The sequence below is a fragment of the Streptomyces sp. CNX435 genome (genome assembly GCF_059570575.1).
In genome coordinates this window covers 725720-746695 of sequence record NZ_JCANTA010000002.1, presented here as the reverse complement: position 1 = coordinate 746695, position 20976 = coordinate 725720, and the positions used below count along the sequence as shown (strand labels likewise).

The 20976-nt window shown below is 75.2% G+C and carries 5 protein-coding genes; 2 read left to right on the top strand and 3 right to left on the bottom strand.

The window, feature by feature from the left end:
* Positions 1–5534, bottom strand: a 5534-nt coding sequence (locus T328_RS06480; RefSeq protein ID WP_496494882.1) for a type I polyketide synthase, incomplete at its 3' end; no start/stop codon positions are given.
* A 552-nt stretch (positions 5535–6086) separates the two neighbouring features.
* Here T328_RS06480 and T328_RS06475 point away from each other — a divergent pair.
* Positions 6087–6857, top strand: coding sequence for an AfsR/SARP family transcriptional regulator (locus T328_RS06475; protein ID WP_496494881.1), 771 nt, complete (start codon positions 6087–6089; stop codon positions 6855–6857).
* A 98-nt stretch (positions 6858–6955) separates the two neighbouring features.
* Here T328_RS06475 and T328_RS06470 read toward each other — a convergent pair whose 3' ends face one another.
* Together T328_RS06470 and fabD are read right to left on the bottom strand one after the other, a co-directional pair.
* Positions 6956–11524 (bottom strand): beta-ketoacyl synthase N-terminal-like domain-containing protein, encoded by a 4569-nt coding sequence (locus tag T328_RS06470; protein ID WP_496494880.1) that lies wholly within the window; start codon positions 11522–11524, stop codon positions 6956–6958.
* Between the two features lie 19 nt (positions 11525–11543).
* On the bottom strand, positions 11544–18986 hold the full coding sequence (fabD, locus tag T328_RS06465; protein WP_496494879.1) for an ACP S-malonyltransferase: 7443 nt from the start codon (positions 18984–18986) through the stop codon (positions 11544–11546).
* Positions 18987–19196: 210 nt separating this feature from the next.
* Here fabD and T328_RS06460 point away from each other — a divergent pair, with 210 nt between their 5' ends.
* A complete protein-coding gene (locus tag T328_RS06460) occupies positions 19197–20951 on the top strand; it encodes a fatty acyl-AMP ligase (RefSeq protein ID WP_496494878.1) in 1755 nt (584 codons plus the stop codon).
* The last annotated feature ends 25 nt before the right edge of the window (positions 20952–20976 follow it).

The following is a 20976-nucleotide window of genomic DNA, read 5'->3' as shown; positions in this document are numbered from 1 at the left end:
GTGACGGCGGCGTATTCGACGGTGTGGCGGAGTTGTTCGGTCCAGTAGTCGGGTGAGGCGGCCTGGTCTGCGGTCAGGGGCTGTGCGGTGCGGTTGGAGATGACGGGCAGGGCGGGTGCTTGGGCGGGGGTGTCGGCGACGGCTTGGCGGAAGTCGTTGAGGATGGGGTCCATCTGCGCGGAGTGGAAGGCGTGGCTGACCCGCAGGCGGCGGGCCCGTAGCCCCGCGTCCTGGCAGCGGGAGGTCATGGTGTCGATGGCTTTGGTGGTGCCGGTCAGGACGGTGTGGGTGGGGCTGTTGGCCGCCGCGATCTCCACGCCGGTTCCGTCCAGCAAGGGTGTGAGGGTGTCGACGGGGGCGGTGACCGACAGCATCGCGCCGCCGACGGGAAGACCGCCCATCAGCCGCCCACGCGTCGCGACCAGCCGCGCCGCATCCGGGAGTGTCCATACCCCGGCCAGGTGAGCCGCGGTCAACTCCCCGATGGAGTGACCGGCCAGGAAGTCGGGGCGGATCCCGAAGGACTCCGCCAGCCGGTAGAGGGCGACTTCGTACGCGAACAGCGCGGGCTGCGTGTACGTCGTGTCGTCCAGCAGCTTCGCCTCGTCGGTGTCCGGCTTGGCGAACAGCAGGGGCTTGAGCGGCTGCGGCAGGTGCTTATCCAGTGCCGCGCAGGCTTCGTCCAGCGCTTCGGCGAAGACGGGGTAGGTGTCGTACAGTTCGGCGCCCATGCCCGGGCGTTGTGCGCCCTGACCGGTGAACAGCACCGCCAGCTTGCCCGCCCGGTACCGCCCGGCCACGGCCCGATCCGCACCCTCACCACGCGCGACCGCATCCAGACCGGCCAGCAACTCGGCGCGGTCCGTACCGAAGACCACCGCCCGGTGATCCAGCACCGCACGCGAACGCACCAACGAGGCCGCCACCGCGTGCACGTCGGTCCCAGGGCGCTCCCCCAGCCACGCCCGCAACCGCCCCGCCTGCGCGGCCAGCGCCTCCGCCGTGTGCCCCGACAGCGGCCACACCACCGGACCCGGCGCCGCCTCCGGCTCAGGCGCCGCCACCGCCGGACCCTGCTCGATGACCACGTGCGCGTTCGTGCCGCTGATCCCGAACGACGACACCGCCGCCCGGCGAGGGCGCTCCTCCGCCACGTGCCACGGCCGCTGCTCCGTGAGCAGCTCCACCGCGCCCGCGGTCCAATCCACATGCGGGGACGGCTCGTCCACGTGCAGCGTCCGCGGCAGCACGCCTTCGCGCATCGCCATGACCATCTTGATCACGCCGCCGACACCGGCGGCTGCCTGCGTGTGGCCGATGTTCGACTTCAGCGACCCCAGCCACAGCGGCGTGTCGTCCGCCCGGTCCTGCCCGTACGTCGCCAGCAGCGCCTGCGCCTCGATCGGGTCGCCCAGCGTCGTGCCCGTCCCGTGCGCCTCGACCGCATCGACGTCCGACGTCGACAGACCCGCGTTGGCCAGCGCCTGCCGGATCACCCGCTGCTGCGACGAACCGTTCGGCGCCGTCAGCCCGTTCGACGCACCGTCCTGGTTCACCGCAGACCCGCGCACCACGGCCAGCACCTCGTGCCCGTTCCGCCGCGCGTCCGAGAGCCGCTCCACCAGCAGCAGCCCCACACCCTCCGCCCAGCCCGTACCGTCCGCGCCCGCCGCGAACGCCTTGCAGCGCCCGTCCGGGGCGAGGCCGCCCTGCCGGCTGAACTCCATGAACATGCTGGGCGTGGCCATCACGGTCACACCGCCGGCCAGCGCGAGCGTCGACTCCCCGCTCCGTACCGACTGGCACGCCAGATGCAACGCCACCAGCGACGACGAACACGCCGTGTCCACCGTCACCGCCGGCCCTTCCAAGCCGAACGCGTACGCCACCCGACCCGACGCCACACTCGGCGCGCTCCCCGTCAGCAGGTGCCCCTCGGCGCCGCCACCCGGTTCGCTCAGCCGCGGGCCGTACTCCTGGAACGTACCGCCGACGAACACCCCGGTCCGGCTGCCGCGCAGCGCGGACGGGTCGACTCCGGCCCGCTCGAACGCCTCCCACGCCGTCTCCAGCACCAGCCGCTGCTGCGGATCCATCGCCGTCGCCTCCCGCGGCGAGATGCCGAAGAGGGCGGCGTCGAACGCGCCCGCGTCGGGCAGGAATCCGCCGCGGTGCGTCGCGGAGTGGCCGGCGTGGTCCGGGTCGGGGTTCAGCAGGCCGTCGAGGTCCCAGCCCCGGTCGGCGGGGAACGGGCCGGTCGCGTCGGTGCCGTCGGCCACCAGGCGCCACAGCGCCTCGGGCGAGGTGACGCCGCCGGGGTAGCGGCAGGCCATGCCGACGATGGCGAGGGGTTCGTCGTCGGCCGCGCGCGCCGCGGTGGGGGTCGAGTCCTGTCCGGCGCCGGTGAGCTGGTCGTACAGGCCGGCGGCGAGCCGCAGCGGCGTGGGGTGGTCGAAGAGCAGCGACCCGGGCAGGGCGAGACCGGTTGCGAGGCCGAGGCGGTGGCGCAGGTCGACGGCACCGAGGGAGTCGAGGCCGAGGTCGCGGAAGGCCCAGCGCTCTTCGACGTCGGCCGGGGAGGCGTGGCCGAGAAGCTGTGCGGTCTCGGTGCGGACGAGGTCGAGCAGGAGTTGCCGGCCGGTGTGGGCATCGCGGGCGATCAGCCGGTCGTGCCACTCCCGGGCGGCGGAGGCGGTGGGCGACTCCGGTTCCGTTGCCGCCGGCTCGTCGGTGACGACGGCGGTCGCACCGGGTGCGGGGGCGTCGGCGGGGGTGTCGGCGGGGGTGCGCGGGGCGAGCCAGTAGCCGCGGCGCTGGAAGGGGTAGGTGGGCAGCGGTACGCGGGCGGCGTCGGCGGGGACGAAGGCAGCCGCCCAGCCGACGTCGGCGCCGTGGGCGTACGCCGTGGCCACCGCGTCGAGGAGTTCCTGCGCGGCGGCCCCTCGGCCGCGGCCGAGGGGGACGAGGGCCAGGCCGGGTTCCTCGACGCAGTCGCGGGCCATGGTGGTGAGGGTGGCGTCGGGACCGAGTTCGACGAACGTGGTGACGTCCGCCTCGCGCAGGCGCCGCACGCCGTCGGCGAAGCGCACGGCCTGCCGGACGTGGCGTACCCAGTAGTCGGGCGAACGCAGTTCGTCGTCCGTGGCCCGCTCGCCGGTGACGTTGGAGACGATCGGGATCGCCGGGCGGTGGAAGGTGAGGGCGGCGGCGACCTCGCGGAAGGCGTCGAGCATGCCGTCCATGTGGGCGGAGTGGAAGGCGTGGCTGACCCGCAGCCGCTTCGTCCGGCGGCCCCGGCCGTGCCAGCGCTCGGCCAGGGCGAGCACCGCCGCCTCGTCGCCGGAGACGACGGTGGCGCGCGGGCCGTTGACGGCGGCGACGCAGACGGTGCCCTCGGCGGCGGCGGGGTCGGCGTCGAGATCTGCGGCGATCTCGGCCTCGGTCGCCTCGATCGCGGCCATGGCGCCGCCGGCGGGGAGTTCCTCCATGAGCCGGCCGCGGGCGGCGACGAGGGTGCAGGCGTCGGCGAGGGAGAGCACGCCGGCGACGTGGGCGGCGGCGAGTTCGCCGACGGAGTGGCCGAGAAGCACGTCGGGGCGCATACCCCAGCTCTCCAGCAGCCGGTACGCGGCCGTCTCGTACGCGAAGAGCGCAGGCTGCGTCCAGGCGGTGCGGTCGAGGAGCGCGGCGTCCGCAGAGTCCTCGGCGGCGGCGAGGACAGTGCGCAGCGGTACGTCGAGGTGCGGGTCGAAGGCGGCGCAGGCGGCGTCGAACGCCTCGGCGAACGCCGGGAACGCGGCGGCGAGTGCCAGCCCCATGCCGGGCCGCTGGCTGCCCTGCCCGGAGAAGAGGAAGCCGGTGGCGCCGGGCAGGGCGGTGCCGCGCACGGCGGCGGGAGGTGTGCGGCCCTCGGCCAGGTCGGCGAGGCCGTTGAGGAGCGTGTCGCGGTCCGCGGCGTGCAGCACGGCGCGGTGCTCGAAGGCGGCGCGGTGGGCGGCGAGCGTACGGGCGACGTCGGCGGGCCGGTGGTCGGGGTGTGCGGTGAGGTGCGCGGCGAGGCGGGCCGCCTGGTCGCGCAGGGCGGGCTCGCTGCGTGCGGAGAGCACGTACGGCAGTGGGTGGGCGCTGTCATCCGTCGCCGGCACAGGGGGTACGGCGGCCGGGCCGAGGTCGGAGTCGGCTTCGCGCAGCACGACGTGGCAGTTGGTGCCGCCCATTCCGAAGGAGCTGACGCCGGCCACGAGGGGGCGCTCGGGGTGCGGCCAGGCGCGGGTGGCGCGTACGAGGTCGAGGCGCAGGTCGCCGAGGGGGATGTCGGGGTGGGGCGCGGAGAAGTTCAGGGTGGGCGGGAGCAGGCGGTGGCGCAGCGCGAGCACCGTCTTGAGCAGGCCGGTGATCCCGGCGGCGCCTTCGAGGTGGCCGACGTTGGTCTTGACGGAACCGACGAGCAGCGGGTCGTCCGCGGCCCGGCCGGGCGCGGCGAAGGCGCCGAGGGCGGCGGCCTCCACGGGATCGCCGAGCCGGGTGCCGGTGCCGTGCAGTTCGACGTACTGCACGTCGCCGGGGGCGAGTCCGGCCCGGCGGTAGGCGGCCCGGAGGACCTGCTCCTGGGCGTCGCGGCCGGGGTGGGTGAGGTTGGGGGTGCCGCCGTCGTTGTTCATGGCGCTTGCGGTGATGACGCCGTACACGTGGTCGCCGTCCGCGCGGGCCTGCGCCAGCGCCTTGAGGACGAGGACGACGCCGCCTTCACCGCGTACGTAGCCGTCGGCCGCGGCGTCGAAGGTACGGCAGACACCGGTGGGCGACAGGGCCCCGAAGCGGGCGGCGGTGAGGAATCCGTCGCCGGTGAGGGCCAGGTTCACGCCGCCGCAGAGCGCGATCTGCGACTCGCCGCGCCGCAGGCTCTCGCAGGCGAGGTGGACCGCGACGAGGGAGGAGGACTGGGCGGTGTCGACCGTGAGGCTCGGGCCCTGCAGGCCGAGGGTGTACGAGACGCGGTTGGCGATGACGCCCCGGCTGAGGCCGGTGGCGGTGTGCCGGCCTATGCCGTCGGGGCCGTGCTCGCGGGTGACGGCGGAGTAGCCGTCGTCCATGGCGCCGACGAACACCCCGACGGGTGCGCCGCGCAGGGTGGCGGGCACGATGCCGGCCTCTTCGAGCGCCTCCCAGGCCAACTCCAGCGCGAGCCGCTGGTGGGGGTCGACGGCGGCGGCCTCGCGGGGCGGGATGCCGAAGAAGGCGGGGTCGAACTCGTCGACGGCGTCGAGGTAGCCGGCGCGCGCGGTGCCGAGCAGCCCGGCGTCCACGAGGGCCTGCGGGGAGGGCGATCCGGCGGGCCAGCGGCCCTCGGGAAGCGGGCGCACCGCGCCCCTGCCGTCGCGCAGCAGCTCCCAGAACGCGTCCGGTCCGTCGGCCCCGGGCAGGCGGCACGCCAGGCCGACGACGGCGATCGGCCCCCGGTCCGCCGACGGGCCGCCGAAGGCACCCCCCGCCTGGTCCGCGTCCCGGTGGGGTTCCTGTCCGGCAACCGACATGGTCGGCAACTCCCATCCACGAGGTCCAGGCAGGCGGGATCGCACTCTGCCGGCTGTTGCGTAGATGCTCGGCAGCCCGGCTAAAGCCGCTCTTGCCGCGACCTTTGGCGGGGGAAGGGAACCGGGGCGCAAACAGGGGTGGTATATCAGGCAAGTGGGACACAGCACCGGAGGGCGACGTTTCCCACGGTGACCGCAACCGCCGGGGCATTCCGGACGCACAGGGAACTCGGATACCGGGACAGCGGATACCCTGCGGCGGATACCGGGCATTTGCCAGAACGGCGGATCATCACCGCGCCGCGCCGGGGGAGCGCGAATGTTACGCACACGCCCCCCAGCGCACAGCGCAATACCCCGGACAGCACCTAGGGGGGACTTAGGGGTGGGTAGGGGTTTCGGCACCCCCTACCGCCTCCATAGCCTGCAAAGGTCTCTACAGCATCGCCGCGACACACACAAGATCCCCTGCACGAAGCGGCGAGAGAAATTGAACAACAGTGCCATGGAAACTGAGCACTTCGGCCAGAGCAATTCATCGGGGGTTGAATAGTGCAGTACGAAATACTCGGTCCAGTCCGGGTCGTGGACAGCCGCGGCAGCAGATTCGTGAGCGCCAAGAAGATGCAGGTGCTCCTCGTCTTGTTACTGATCCGTGCCCGACAGGTGGTCTCGATCGACGAGGCCATAGCCGAGATTTGGGGGCAGAACCCTCCGCGACGCGCAACCGCGGGGATCCACGTCTACATCTCCCAACTCCGCAAGTTCCTCGGCCAGCCCGGCAGCCGGAACAACCCGATCCTGACCAGGCCGCCGGGATACCTGCTGCACCTGGAGGACGACGAGTTCGACGTGGACCGGTTCCAGGAACTCCTGAACCGGGGGCGTCTGCACCTGAAGGAGGGCCGGCCGGAGCAGGCCGTGACCGCCTTCGAGGGCGGGCTCTCCCTGTGGCGCGGGCCGGTCCTCGGCGACCTCTGCGACGGACCGGTCATCGCGGGCTTCGCCACGTGGCTTGAGGAGACCCGCCTCGAGTATCTGGAATGGCTGATCGAGGCGCAGTTGAGCCTCGGTCTGCACCGCGAGCTGATCGGCCGGCTGTCCGCGCTGACGGCCGAGTACCCCCTGCGGGAGACGTTCTACCGCCAGCTGATGCTGGCCCTGTGCCGCTCGGAGCGGCAGGCCGACGCACTGCGTACGTACCAGCAGGCCCGGGCCCGCCTCAACGAGGAACTCGGCCTGGAACCCTGCCGGGCGCTGCGCGACCTGCAGCAGGCCATCCTCGTCGCGGACGAGCGGCTGGAGCTGCCCGCCGCGGTCTGACCGGTCTCCCGGACACGTCGAGTATAAAAGGGGGCGGGCGAAGCTGATGCTTCGCCCGCCCCTTCCTCTCGCTCACCGCCCGGAAACCCGCCGGGGTTTCAGACCCGTGCCGGCTGCCGCAGCCGCGCGGCCATCTCCGCCAGCACCCGCGGTCCGCTCTGGTCGCCGTGGACGAAGAAGTGGTCGCCCGGCACGACCAGCAGCTCGAACCCGCCGGCCGTCAACGGCCGCCACCCGTCCGCGTCCTGCTCGGCTACCACCGGGTCGTCGGCGCCGTGGAACGCGGCCACCGGCACCCGCAGCGGCGTCTCCGCGGGGTCGTGCCGGTAGCTCTGCACCACGCGCAGGTCCGCGTAGCCGGCGCCGTCCAGGGCGACGTCCGCCTTGCCCGCCAGCTGCCCGCCCAGCTCGGCGCGCAGCGCCGTGTCGTAGAGCCGCGGATGCGCCTGCCGTACCCGCATGAGGTCCTCGTGCTCCGGCATCTGCTCGAAGCCGAGCCGCTGGGTCACCGAGCGCAGCCGGGCGCCCAGCGGGTTCTCGACGCCGGTCGGCGCGCTGAACGCGCCGACGAACAGGTGCCGCAGCAGCTCCCCGTACTCCGCTCCCAGCCGTTGGGCCAGGCGGTACGCCAGGAGGGCGCCCATGCTGTGCCCGTAGAAGGCGAACGGCCGGTCCAGGTACGGCTTGAGCGCCTGCGCGACGGCGTCGACGGCCTCGTCGGCGTCGCCGACGCAGCGCTCGTCGGACCGCTCCTCCCGGCCGGGCAGCTGTACGGGGACCACCTCGACGCCGGCGTCCGCGGTGCCCGGCCAGTCCCGGTACAGAGAGGCGCCACGCCCGCCGTACGGCAGGCAGAACAGCCGCACCTCGGCGTCGTCCCGCGGCGTGACCGGCAGCCAGCGCGAGCCGTCCACGTCGTACGGGCGCGGGGCGGCCGGCGCGTCGCCCGCGGCGGACCCCGCGACGCGCTCCACCACCTCGTCCAGCGAGGGGCCGGCGACGAGCAGGTCGACCGGGAGGTCGACGCCCGTCTCGGCGCGTACCCGCTGCCGCAGCTCCAGCGCGGCGAGCGAGTCGAGCCCGGTCTCGGCCAGCGGCCGGCCGCTCGGGACCTCGGCGGGCGGCAGCTGGAGCAGCTCCGCGACCATGCCGGTGAGCAGGTCCCGCAGCGCGGCGGCACCGCCGGCCGCGCCGTACCGGTGCTGCTGCGCGGCGGCGTCGCGTACGGCGTCGGAGGGCGCGCCGTACGCGCCGCCGCCAGGACTGATCACCCGGATCTCGGTACCGCGGCCCCAGGCCACCGCCGCGCCGTCCGCGGCGCAGAGCAGGTGCTCGCCGACCAGCAGGTCGCCGACCGGCGCGGTGAGCCGGACATGGCACCACAGGGAGTCCTCGGAGCCCGCGCCCCCGGCAGGGGTGCCGAAGCCCACTTCGCCGAGCCGGGCGGTCATGAACAGGTCCCGCTCGGCCAGTTGCGGGCCGGCGGCGAGCGCGTAGAGCTGCACGCAGGCGTCGAGCATCCCGGCGGGCACGGGGAGTTCGCGGCCCGGCCGGCCGGGGGCGCCGCCGGCTTCCGCGGGCGTCGGCGGGCGGAACCGCGCCAGCACCTCAGCCTCGCCCAGCCACACCTCCGCGACCCACTCGACGGACGGGCCCAGGGGGACGCCGCGCTCGGCCATCTGGCGGTAGAACTCGGCGCCTTCGAAGCGCACGGGGCAGCGCTCGCGGATCTCCGCCCGCGCCCCCTCCGGCAGCGGGCGCACCCGGTCGGGGTCCGCCGCTCCCCCGCCGCCGGGGCGCAGCCGGCCGGCGGCGTGCCGGTGCCAGCCCTCGTCGCCCGGCCGCTCCGGTGACGTACCACCTGCCTGCCTGCTGTGTACGGAGAACTCCGCCCAGCCGTCGCCGTCCGCCGGGCCGACCGCCAGGTGCACGGTGCGCTCCTGGCCGCGGGCGAGCGTCAGCGCCCGCTCGAACCGCACGTCGTCCAGCCGCAGCCCGGCTCCGGTACGGGCCGCTGAGGCCAGCAGCTCCTGGTAGTAGCCGACGTGCAGCACCCCGGCGGTGTCGGCGAGTTCGGGCAGGACCGCGCGGCTGACGGCGGTCGTGTACTGGCGGTGCGCGAGGGGCGAGGCGACCTGCCGCAGCCCGAGCGCGCCGACGGGCGCACCGGCCCCGGACGCCGCGGGAGCGGCATCGAGTGCCGGGGCGTCCGGGCGGTGCGCACGGCGTCGGAACGTCTGGCCCGGCAGGTCCAGCCGGGCCCGTTCGTAACCGTCGTCGACGGCGGACCAGTCGACGTCCTGGCCGGCGACGTGCCGGTCGGCCAGCCAGTCGAGCAGCTCCCGCCATATGTCCGCGCCGGGCAGTCCCCGGATCTCGCCGGCCCCGGGCCGCGCCGAGTCGCCGCCGAGGTGGACGAGGGTGTCGTAGCCGTGTGCGGCGAGTGCCGCGGCGGCGGCCTCCGGCCGGACGCCGGCGCCGGGGCGGAGCCAGAACCCGGGGTCGTCCGCCTGGTCCGCGCCCGCTTCCCCGGCGTCGGGTCCATGCAGCAGCCGCAGCGCGCGCGGGCGCCGCCGCGGCGGGGCCGGCGGGGCGGCGGCGCCGTGGCGGGCGGCGAGCAGGGCGCCGGCGGTCGCGGCGTCGAGCGCGCCGCTGAGGACGGCGGCGGCGAGGTCGCCGGGCGCGGCGCCGCCCGCGACGGCGCCGGCGGCGATGCCCCAGTCGGCGAGCGTGCGCACCAGCGCGACCTGGCAGGCCACGGTCCGTACGTCGGCGGCGAGCGCGGCGCCGTACCCGGTGTCCGAGCCGTCCGACCCGTCCGACCCGTCCGAAGCGGCGGCCGGCGGCCGCAGTTCGGCCGTGCACCGGTCGACGTGTGCGCGGAAGCCGGGGTGGGTGGCGTACAGCGCTCCGGTGATGCGCTCCGCCGCGCCCGCGGTGGCGTCGAGGAGGAAGGCGACCGGCGGTGCCGGCGCGCGGTCGCGGGCGCCGACGGCCTCGGCCGCGGCGGTCTGCCGCCGGCCGGTGGCCGGCTCGGGCCCGTCGCCCGCGGCGAGTTCCGTCAGCCGGCGGGCGAGGTCCTGGCGCGAGGCGGTCACGAACGCGGCGCGGTGGGCGAAGTGCGCGCGGCGGGCCGTGGCGGTGTGGCAGAAGTCGGCGAGCGTCGCGTCGGGGTGCGTCGCGAGCCACCGGCCGTGGCGGGCGGCGGACTCGCGCAGGCCCTCCGGGTCGCGCGCGGAGAGCGCGAAGACGTGCGCGGGGCGCTCGGGCCCCGCGGCGCGCGGCGGTTCGGCGTCCGGCTCGGTGAGGACGACGTGCACGTTGGTGCCGGAGAAGCCGAAGGAGCTGACGCCCGCGGTACGGGGCCGGCCGTCGCCCCGCCGCGGCCAGGTGGCGGTACGGTCGCACAGCGCCACCGGCAGCCGCTCGACTCCGAGCCGCGGATTGGGCGTGTTCAGGTGCAGACCGCCGGGGATCTCGCCGTGCCGCAGCGCGAGGACGGTCTTGATCAGGCCCGCGACCCCGGCGGCGGCCTCCAGGTGCCCGATGTTGGACTTCACGGCGCCGATGCGCAGCGGCGCTCCGGGGTCGCGGTCGGCGCAGAGCACGTCGGCGGCGGCGCGTACCTCGATCGGGTCACCCAGTGAGGTGCCGGTGCCGTGCGCCTCCAGGTAGTCGACGGCCCGCGGCTCGACTCCGGCCGCCGCCACGGCGGCGGCGATCAGCTCGCGCTGCGCGCGGCCGTTGGGGACGGTCAGGCCGCTGGTGCGGCCGTCGTGGTTGACGGCGGAGCCGCGGATAAGGGCGAGGACCGGGGCCCGTACGGCGGCGGCGTCCGAGGCGCGCATGAGCGCGACCATGCCGCTGCCCTCGGAGCGTACGTAGCCGTCGGCGGCGGCGTCGAAGACCTTGCACTTCCCGTCCTCGGCCAGCGCCTCCATCCGGCACAGCGCGACCATCACGGCGGGCGACATCATCGCGCTGACCCCGCCGGCGAGGGCGGCCGTGCACTCGCCGCGGCGCAGGCTCTCGACCGCCAGGTGCACGGCGAGCAGCGACGACGAGCACGCCGTGTCCACCGCGAGGGCCGGGCCGCGCAGCCCGAAGGTGTGCGCCACCCGGCCCGCGGCGACGCTGATCGCGGAGCCGGTGGCGGTGTACGGGCCGGCCTCGCGCGGCGCCCGGGGCAGCAGGGTGTTCTCCGAGCCGGAGACGCCGACGAAGACACCCACGCGCCGCTCGGCCGTCGCGCCCGACAGCAGCCCCGCGCTCTCCAGCGCCTGCCAGCTCGTCTCCAGCAGCAGCCGGTGCTGCGGGTCCATGTCGCGGGCCTCGGCGTCGGTGATGCCGAAGAACCCGGCGTCGAAGGCGTGGGCGCCCTCGGTGAGGAAGCCGCCGCGGCGGGTGTACGAGGTGCCGGGCTCGCTCCTGTCCGGCGAGTACCAGCCGTCTGTGCGCCACCGGTCGTGCGGCACGTCCACGATGCCGTCGCGGCCCTCGCGCAGCAGCTCCCAGAACCGCTCCGGGCCGTCCGCGCCGCCGGGGAAGCGGCAGCCGAGGCCGACGACGGCGATGGGCTCCGCGGCCCGGGCGCGCAGCTGATCCACCTGCTCGCGCAGGGTGCGTACGGCATCCAGGGAACGCCTCAGCAGAGCCTTGTCCGTCATGCCCGTTCCTCTCCGGTCGCTAGAGCCCCAGCTCGGCCAGGACGCCCTTCAGCTCGATCTCCACCGTCGAGTCGCCCTTGGCCACGACGGAACCGGACGTGGTGCCGCCGGCGGCGCCGGGGACCGCTGCCGCCGGCGGCGGGTCGATCCGCAACACCCGCTGCAGCTTGTCCCGTTCGGCGTGCACCACGCCGAACTCCGGCCGCGCGTGCCGCAGCGCCGCGTCGAACGCCGCGACGCCGACCGCGTTCTCCAGCGGGGTCAGGCCGAGGCGGCGGCGTACGAAGCCCTCGGTGGCCTCGTCGACCCGCATGCCGCCCGCGCGCCAGAACGGCCAGACCAGCGCGATGCTCGCACCGGACCGCTCCCCCGCGGCGCGGCGCTCCTCGCGACCGCGGCTGAAGGCGTTCAGGAAGCGGCTGGCGAAGGCGTAGTCGACCTGGCCGGGGTTGCCCGCGAGCGCGGCCAGCGAGGAGAAGACCATGAAGAAGTCGAGTTCGTCGCCGGCGGTCGCGGCGTCGAGGTGGACGGCGCCGTCGACCTTGCCCGCGAGCACCGTGTCCAACTCCTCGGCGGTCTTGTTGGGGAGCAGCGCGTCGCGCAGCACGCCGGCGGAGTGGATCACGCCGTGCACGCTGCCCCAGCGGTTGCGGGCGGCGGCCAGGATCCACTCGACGTCGCCGCGGTCGGCGACGTCGGCGCGCTCGTAGCGGACGTCGGCGCCGAGGGCACCGATGCGCTCCAGCGCCTCCCGGCGCTCAGCGGTCAGCGCCGAGCGGCCGACGAGCAGCAGGTTCACCGTGGCCTGGCGGGCGAGGTGCTCGGCGAAGAGCAGGCCGAGGCCGCCTCCGCCGCCGGTGATGACGTACGTGCCGCCGGGCCGGACCGCGACGGCGGCCGGCGCGTCGGGGCGTGCCGGCGATCCGGCCGCGGGCAGCTCGCGGAGCCTGCGCACGCGGCGGCAGTCACCGTCGTGCCGGACCTCGGTGTCGGCGCGGGCGTCCGCGGCGAGTTCGGCTTCGCAGGCGCGCAGCAGTGCGTCCGCGGGTTCCTCGCCGGCGGCGGTGCGGACGGCCACGGCCTGCTGGACGAGCCGCGGGTTCTCGTGATCGACGCTGCGGGCGAAGCCGCCGAACGCCTCCGCGAGCGGATCGGGCCGGCTCCCGGCGTGGGCGTGGACGCGCAGCAGCCGCAGGGGAGCGCGCAGGCCCTGCCGCAGGAGCGCCTGGCTGAGGTGGAAGACCGAGGTGAGCGCGGTGCGCGGGTCGCTCCAGGCGTGCAGCACGGTGGCGGGCGGGGCGTCGAGGCCGGCGAGGAGCGCGGCGTGGTCCTCGGCGGACTCGGCGCGCACGGTGCGGCCGTCGCCGGCCACCTCGTACGCCTCGCCGGGCCGGACGCCGACGACGGGGGCGGAGCCGGTGTGGCGGCGGCGTATGCGCTCGGTGAGGGCGCCGTCGTCGTCGAAGACCAGCACGGGGCCGGTGCGCCAGGAGGCGGGGCCTTCGGGGGCGGGGGCCGGCTCCCAGTCGGCGGTGTAGTGCACGACCTGCGCGGCGTCGGCGGGTACGGCCCCGGAGGCGGGCGCCGGCGGCTCGGTGGCGGAGGCCGCCGGAGCCGCGGGGGCATCGTCGAGGTTCAGCTCGTCCAGCAGGTACGCGGCGAGGTCGTCGATGCACGGGTAGTCGAAGACCACCCCGGCGTAGAGGACCAGGCCCAGCGCCTCTTCCAGCAGATTGCCGAGGCGTACGGCCATCACCGAGTCCATGCCCAGCTCGAAGAAGCCGCGCTGCCGTTCCGGCGGGCTGCCGGGCGGGAACTCCAGCAACTCGCCGAGCGTGCGCTGCATCCGCGTGGCCAGCGCGGCGTGGCGCTCGCTCGCGGGGACGGCGGCCAGCGACGCCGGCAGGTCCGTCGCGCCGCCCGCGCCGGCCGGCTCCGCCGCCGCGACGGGCGCGGCGGCAACGGCCGCGGGCGGGGCGGCCCGCTGCGCGGGGAGGGGGGTCGGCACGGCCGGTGCGGTCGGCCGTGCCGGGTTCGTGGCGCTCGGCTCCAGCCAGTAGCGCTCCTGGGAGAAGGGGTATGTCGGCAGCGACACCCGGCGCCCGCCGGTGGGCCGGGCCGCCCAGTCCGCGGCGCCGCCCGCCGCCCACAGCGCGGCGGCCTCCGCCGGCGCGGCGCCGGCGGGCACCGCGGGCGCGGCGCCGGACCGGCCGGGGCGGCGGCCGACGCTGACGTGCCCGTCCGCGTCGTCGCCCGCGGCCACCCGCTCGAAGCGCTCCGCGGCCTCGGCGAGGGTACGGGCCGTGAACGCGGCACGGTGCTCCATCGCCTCGCGGCCGTGCTGCAGCGTGTACGCGATGTCGGCCGCCCGTGGCGCCTCCGGGTCGTCGGCGGCGGGCTCCGCCGGCAGCGTGCGCAGGAACGCCGCCATGCGGGCCGCGTACGCGCGCAGGTTCTCCGGCGTACGGGCGGACAGCGGGAACACCAGCGGCCCGCCGGCACCACCGGCGGCGACCGGGGCGGGCCGGGACGGGGCCTCCTCCAGGATCAGATGGACGTTGACGCCGCCCGCGCCGAAGGAGCTGACACCGGCGCGGCGCGGCCCCGCCACTCCCCCGCCGGGCCCGGGCAGCACCGGCCGCTCCCAGGGCGCGGTCTCGCGCTGCACGGCGAACGGGGTGCTGTCGAGGTCGAGGTTCGGGTTGAGTTCGGGGGTGTGCAGCAGCGAGGGCACCAGCGTGCCGTGCCGCAGCTGCAGCACCACTTTGGTGACCTGGGCGATGCCGGCCGCCGCCTCGGCGTGGCCCATCGTGGCCTTCACCGACCCGAGGGCGCACGCCGGCCGCCCGTCCCGCCGGTGCGGGGCGGCGGCGTCCGCGTACGCCTCGGTCAGGCCGCGCACCTCGATGGGGTCGCCGAGGCTGGTGCCGGTGCCGTGGGCCTCGACGTAGCCGATCGAGCCGGCGTCGACGCCGGCGTCGGCGAGCGCGGCGCGTACCAGCTCGGCCTGCGCGACGGGGTTGGGGACGCCGTAACCGTACGTGCGGCCGTCGCTGTTGACCGCCGAGCCCTTGATGACGGCGTGGACCCGGTCGCCGTCGGCCACCGCCTGCGCCAGCGGCTTGAGGAGCACCGCGCCGACCGCCTCGGCCGGTACGTAGCCCGTGCCGCCCTCGGCGAAGGCGCGGCAGCGGCCGTCGTCGGCGAGGAACCCGGCCTCGGCGAGCATCACGTACTTGCTCGGGTGCAGCGAGAGGTTGACCCCGCCGGCCAGCGCCATGGCGCACTCGCCGCGGCGGATCGCGGCGACGGCCAGGTGGATGGCGTAGAGGGAGGAGGAGCAGGCGGTGTCCAGGGTCAGGCTGGGGCCGCCGAGGTTGAGCAGGTGGGAGATCCGGTTGGCGACGGAGAAGGTCTGCGAGGAGACGATGCGCCAGACGCCCTCGTCCAGGTCGCCGCCCGCGAACATCTGGTAGTTGTTGTACGTCACGCCGGCGAAGACACCGACCGAGCCGCGCTCGTCGCCGAGTTCGGGGTCGGCCAGCGCGGAGGGGGTGTAGCCGGCGTCCTCCAGGGTCTCCCACGCGGTGGTGAGGAAGAGCCGCTCCTGCGGGTCGAGCAGCCGGGCGTCGCGCGGCGAGATATGGAAGAACTGCGGGTCGAAGGCATCGACGTCGTCCAGGAAGCCGCCCCACCGCGGCCAGTTGTCGCCGAACTTCTCGCGCGCCAGCTCCGCGAATCGCCGGTAGCCCGGGCGGTCGAGGGGGATCTCGCCGACGCAGTCGTCGCCGGCCCGCAGCCGGTCCCAGAAGTCGGCCAGCGTGGGGGCCTTCGGGTAGCGGCCGCTGATGCCGATGACGGCGATGTCGCCGCCGCTGCCGGTGCCGGTGCCCGCGACGGCCGGGAGCGCGGCGGGCGGGGCGGGCGGGGTGCGTACGCGCGTCGCCATGTGGCGCGCGAGCGAGTCGAGGTTCTTGTAGGTGAACAGCGTGGCGCTGTCGACCGGCCCGTAGTGCTCCTCCAGCCGCCGGCGCAGCTTCTCCACCAGCAGGGAGCTGAGGCCCAGGTCGTCGAAGCCGGCCCGCGGGTCGATCTCCTCCGGCCGCCACTTCAGCTCATCGGCGAAGAGCCGCACCAGATGCGCCAGCACGTCGTCCTGCGCGGCGCCCGCGCCGCCCGGCAGCGCGGGGGTCGCCGGGGCGGTCAGGGCGGCGGGCACGGGCACCGCGGCGAGGGCCGGCCGCGCCCGGCCGGGGGCGAGCAGGACGTGCGGGACGAGGTCCTGCGGGCGGATGCGGCGGCGCTCGAAGGGGTACGTCGGCAGGGGCGTGCGGCGTATGGGCCGGTCGCCGCGCAGCAGCGCCCAGTCGAACTCCGCGCCGGCGGCCCAGAGCCGGGCGAGGGCCGCGGTCTTGCCCGCGGCGGCCAGGGCGTCGAGGTACGTGTCGCCCTCCGGCCCGGCGAGCAGGGCGCGCGAGAGGTCCCCGGCACCGGCGGCCTGGCCGCTCCACCAGCTGTCGCCCTGCTCCTCGCCGCGCAGGAAGTGCACCAGCGCGTCGTACAGTTCGTCGACGTCCTCCGCGACGATCGCGAGCCGTGCCGCCATCGGCTCCCGGCCGAGCTGCAGGGTGTCGGCGAGCGCCGTGAGCGCGAAGTCGGCGGTGCCACCGGCAGGGGCGTGCAGGTCGAGGTGGCGGACCAGCCCGCGGGCGTAGCCGCGCAGCGCCTCGGGCGTACGGGCGGACAGGGGGATCAGCAGCGGGGCGCCCGGCGCCGCGTCGGCGGCCGGCTCGCGCTCATACTCCTCCAGCACGACGTGCGCGTTGCTGCCGCCGAATCCGAAGGAGCTGACGCCGCAGCGGCGGGGCGTGGCGGTGCCGTCCGCGGCGGTGTGCCGCGGCCAGTCGGCGGCGCGGTCGCCGATGCGGAAGGGGCTGCCGTCCAGGCGGATGTACGGGTTGAGCTTCTCGAAGTGGCGCAGGGCGGGCAGCTTTCCGTACCGCAGCGACTGCACCATGGTCACCAGGCCGGCGAGTCCGGCCGCCGCCTCCAGGTGCCCGATGGAGGTCTTCACCGAGCCGAGGGTGCAGTGCGGCTCCGCGGGGGCGTCGTGACCCCAGGCGTCGTAGAGGCGGGCGAACGCCTGCTTCAGCCCCTCGATCTCGATGGGGTCGCCGAGGCTGGTGCCGGTGCCGTGGGTCTCCACGTGGGTCGCGGTCGCCGGGTCGACGCCCGCGGCGCGCCAGGCGTCGACGATGACGTCGGCCTGCGCCTCGGGGCTGGGTGCGGTCAGGGAGGCGGCGCGGCCGGAGTGGCCGACGGCGCTGCCGCGGATCACGGCGTGGATGTGGTCGCCGTCGGCCTCGGCGGCGGCCAGCGGCTTGAGCACGACGGCGACGACGCCCTCGCCGCGTACGTAGCCGTCGGCGGCCTGGTCGAAGGTCTTGCAGCGGCCGTCGGGGGCGAGCATCCCGGCCGGCTCGAAGCACTCGAACGGGGTCGGGCTGAGCAGGAGGTTGACCCCGCCGGCGACGGCGAGCCCGCATTCGCCGGCGCGCAGGCTGCGGATCGCGCGGTGGACCGCGACGAGCGAGGACGAGCACGCGGTGTCGATCGCCTCGCTGGGGCCGCGCAGGTCGAGCTGGTACGAGACCCGGTTGGGCAGGACGGCGTGGGAGAGCCCGGTGGCGGTGTGCGCCTGGGGGCCGGCGGTGCTGTGGCCCAGCACCTCCGCGTAGTCCATCGAGCTGAGCCCGACGAACAGGCCGGTGCGGCTGCCGGCGAGGACGTCGGGGCGGCGGCCGGAGTCCTCGACCGCCTTCCACACGGTCTGCAGGAAGAGCCGCTGGTGCGGGTCCATCAGCTCGGCCTCGTGCGGCGAGATGCCGAAGAACGAACAGTCGAACGAGTCGACGTCGTCGAGGAACGCGCCGTGAGCGCGGGCGGCGCGCTCCGCGCCCGCCCAGTCGCGCCAGCGGTCCCCGGGTACGCCCGTGACGAGTTCGTCCCCGGCCAGCAGACGCTGCCAGAAGCCCTCCAGGTCCGCCGAGCCGGGCAGCACGGCGGCCAGGCCGACGACGGCGACGGGGTACGGCTCCGGCGCCGGGGCGTCGTCCGCGGGACGCCCGGCGCCGCGGGTGCCGGGGCGCGGGGAGTCGTGGCCCGCGTCGGGGTAGCGGGCGGACACGAGGTCGTGGTGCTCGGTCAGCAGGTGGCGTGCGAACGCCTCCAGGGTGAAGTGCTCGAAGAAGACCGAGGGCGTGAGGTCGACGCCGAGGTCCCGGCGCAGCAGGTCGGCGAACTCGATGAGCCGGATCGAGTCGAAGCCCAGCTCGCTCAGCTCCGACTCGCCGCGTACGGCGGCGGGTTCGACCTTCAGCACCTGGGCCACGGTGGTGCGCAGGTCCTTCAGGAGCGCCTGGTGCAGCTGCACGGCGGGGGCGCCCTCGGGGTGGGCCCGGTCGCGCTCGGGGCGCCGCAGGCGCAGTTCGCCGTCGGGAGCGTCGCCGGAAGCGGCCGTGCCCCCTTCCGGTATCCGAGCCGCCGCTTCCGCGGCCTCCGCGGCTTCCGCGGCTTCCGCGGCTTCCGCGGCTTCCGCGGCCTCCTGCGCGCGGCGCTCCTCGTCGCGCCGGGTGGCCTTGATCAGCCCGCGCATGGCCCGGCCGGGCCCGACGGGCTTGATGTCCGCCACGCCCCGCCCGATGAGGTAGCGGACGGTGTCCGTCCAGCGCACGGGGTGGTCGAGCTGGCGTACGAGCCCGGCGGCGACGTCGTCCTCGTACGGCCGCGCGGTCACGTTGGAGATGACCGGCACGCCGGGCGCCGCGAGAGTGAAGCCGCGCAGGAATTCGGCGAACTCGCCCTGGACCGCCGACATGTACGGGGAGTGGAACGCGCCGCTCACCCGCAGCACCGTGTACAGGCCCGCGCCCGCGTCCTCGAAGACGGCGCGGGCGCCCTCGACGTCCTCGCGCGGGCCGGCGATCACGATCTGGGTGGGGTTGTTGTAGTTGGCGATCGACAGGTTCTCCAGACCGGGCCGGCCGAGGAGTTCGGTGACCTGCTCCCCCGTCAGCCCGACGACGGCTGCCATGCCACCGTCCGCCACCCGGGACATCAGCTCACCGCGCTTGGCGACCAGCCGCAGCCCGGTCGCGAAGTCGAAGGCGCCGGCGGCGTGCAGGGCGTTGTACTCGCCCAGGCTGTGCCCGGCCAGGTAGTCGGGCTCGGCGCCGCCGTCGGCGCGGTGCGCCAGGTGACTGAGCGCGTTGACGACGAAGAGCGCCGGCTGCGTGTACTCCGTGTGCCGCAGCCGCCCGTCGGGGTCGTCGCGGCACAGCTCCGCGATCGAATACCCGAGTATCTCGTCCGCGCGGGCGACCTCTTCCGGAAACCTGCCGAAGAGCTGCGCACCCATCCCTTTGTGCTGCGAACCCTGGCCTGGGAATGCGAGCGCAAACATGTCAGTCGTTCCTTACAGTATGCGTCTGTGAAATCCCGGTTTTCGGCGAGTCCATCCTCGCCGAGTCGGCTAAGGACGTGCTAGCGGACCGCTAAAGCGGTGACCTGGAAATTCCCCACTTGACGCCGTAGTTGCCCGCCGCCCAAAATGACCTTATCTTGGCCAGTCCGTTTAATGCCGCGCGCGTGCCAGCCAATTCGGGGGTAGAGAATGACAACCGCAGATTCGACCGGGGAAATCCACGAGGACCGACGGGGATTCCGTCCGGAGCCCGACCCGGCCCCGGTCGCGATGACCTCGGCGGCCACGATCGGCGCGGCTCTGCTGGACCTGGCGGACAGTGACCCCGACCGGCCGCTGGCGTACGTCGAGGGCGCCGCGGAGCCGGTGCGGCTGACCGCGGCGGAGCTGGCCGAGCGCGCGGGCGCCGCCGCGACGACCCTCGCGGAGCACGGCGTACGGCGCGGTGACCGCGTCGGCGTCTGCATGGACACCGGCGCCGACGCGTATGCCACCCTGCACGGCTGCTTCCTGCTCGGCGCCATCCCGTTCGTCAGCGAGCCGCCGCTGGCGACGATGCGCCGGCAGCGCTGGGCCGACCGGCTGCGCCTGCTGATCAGCCGCGCGGAGCCGCGCGCCGTGGTCGTCGCGCCGGAGTTCCTCGACGCCGTCACCGAGCCGTGCAAGGAGGCGGGGGTGGCGATCGTCGAGCCGCCCTTCGAGGGCGGACTGGACCTGGCCGCCGCGCAGGCGAAGCCCGACGACGTCGCGCTGCTGCAGTTCACCTCCGGCACCACGGGCGACAGCCGCGGCGTGACCCTGACCCACGAGGCGGTCTTCGCGAACGCCCGGGCCATCGGCGAGCGCGGCTACCGCGCCGGCGACCTGATCGTCAGCTGGCTGCCGATGCACCACGACATGGGCCTGATCGGGCTGAACCTCGCCCCGCTGCTGCACGGCCTGCCGGTGGCGAGCATGCCGCCGCTGTCGTTCGCGGTGCGGCCGGAGCGGTGGCTGTGGGCGATGCACCGCTACCGGGGCACGTTCACCTCGGCGCCCAACTTCGCGTATCGCATGTGCGCCTCGAACATCCCCGACGCCAAGCTGGCTGGCCTCGACCTGGGCGCCTGGCGGGTCGCCGGCAACGGCGCCGAGGTCGTCCAGGCGCACACGCTGCGGCTGTTCGCCGAGCGCATGGCCCCGTACGGCTACCGCGCGCCGTCGATGATGCCGTGCTACGGCATGGCGGAGATCACCCTCGCCGCGACCATGTGCGTCCCCGGCGAGCCGCTGACCACCCTCACCGTCAGCCGCGACCGGCTGGCCGCCGACGGCGAGGTCGTCGAGGCCGGGCCGGACGCCGCCGACGCGCAGGAGCTGGTCTCCTCCGGCACGCCGCTGACGGGGATGGAGCTGCGCGTAGTCGACGACGCCGGCGCCGAGCTGCCGGACCGCCGGCAGGGCACCATCCTGCTGCGTACCGCCTCGATGATGTCCGGCTACTACCGCCAGCCCGAGGAGACCGCGAAGGTCCTCGGGGACGACGGCTGGCTGAACACCGGCGACCAGGGGTTCACCGACGGCGGACAGACCTACGTCACCGGCCGCATCAAGGATGTCGTGATCATCGCCGGGTCCAATTACCACCCGTACGCCTTCGAGTCGGCCGCCGCCTCGGTGGCGGGGCTGCGGGCGAACTCCATCGCTGCCGTCGGCTGCCCCGACGAGGAGCGCAGCACAGAGGCGCTGGTGCTGGTCGTGGAGTCGAAGAGCCACGCGGACGCCAAGGAGGTCGCGGGGATCCGCGACGGTGTGATCCAGGCGGTCGCCGCGGAGACGGGGCTGCGTCCTGACCGGGTGGAGGTCGTGCCGCGGGGCACGCTGCCGAAGACCCCGAGCGGCAAGATGCAGCGGCGCCAGGTGGTGGAGGCCCTCGTCAACGGCACGCTGCCGACGAGCCACTGACGACGATCCGCCGCCCTGATCCCGC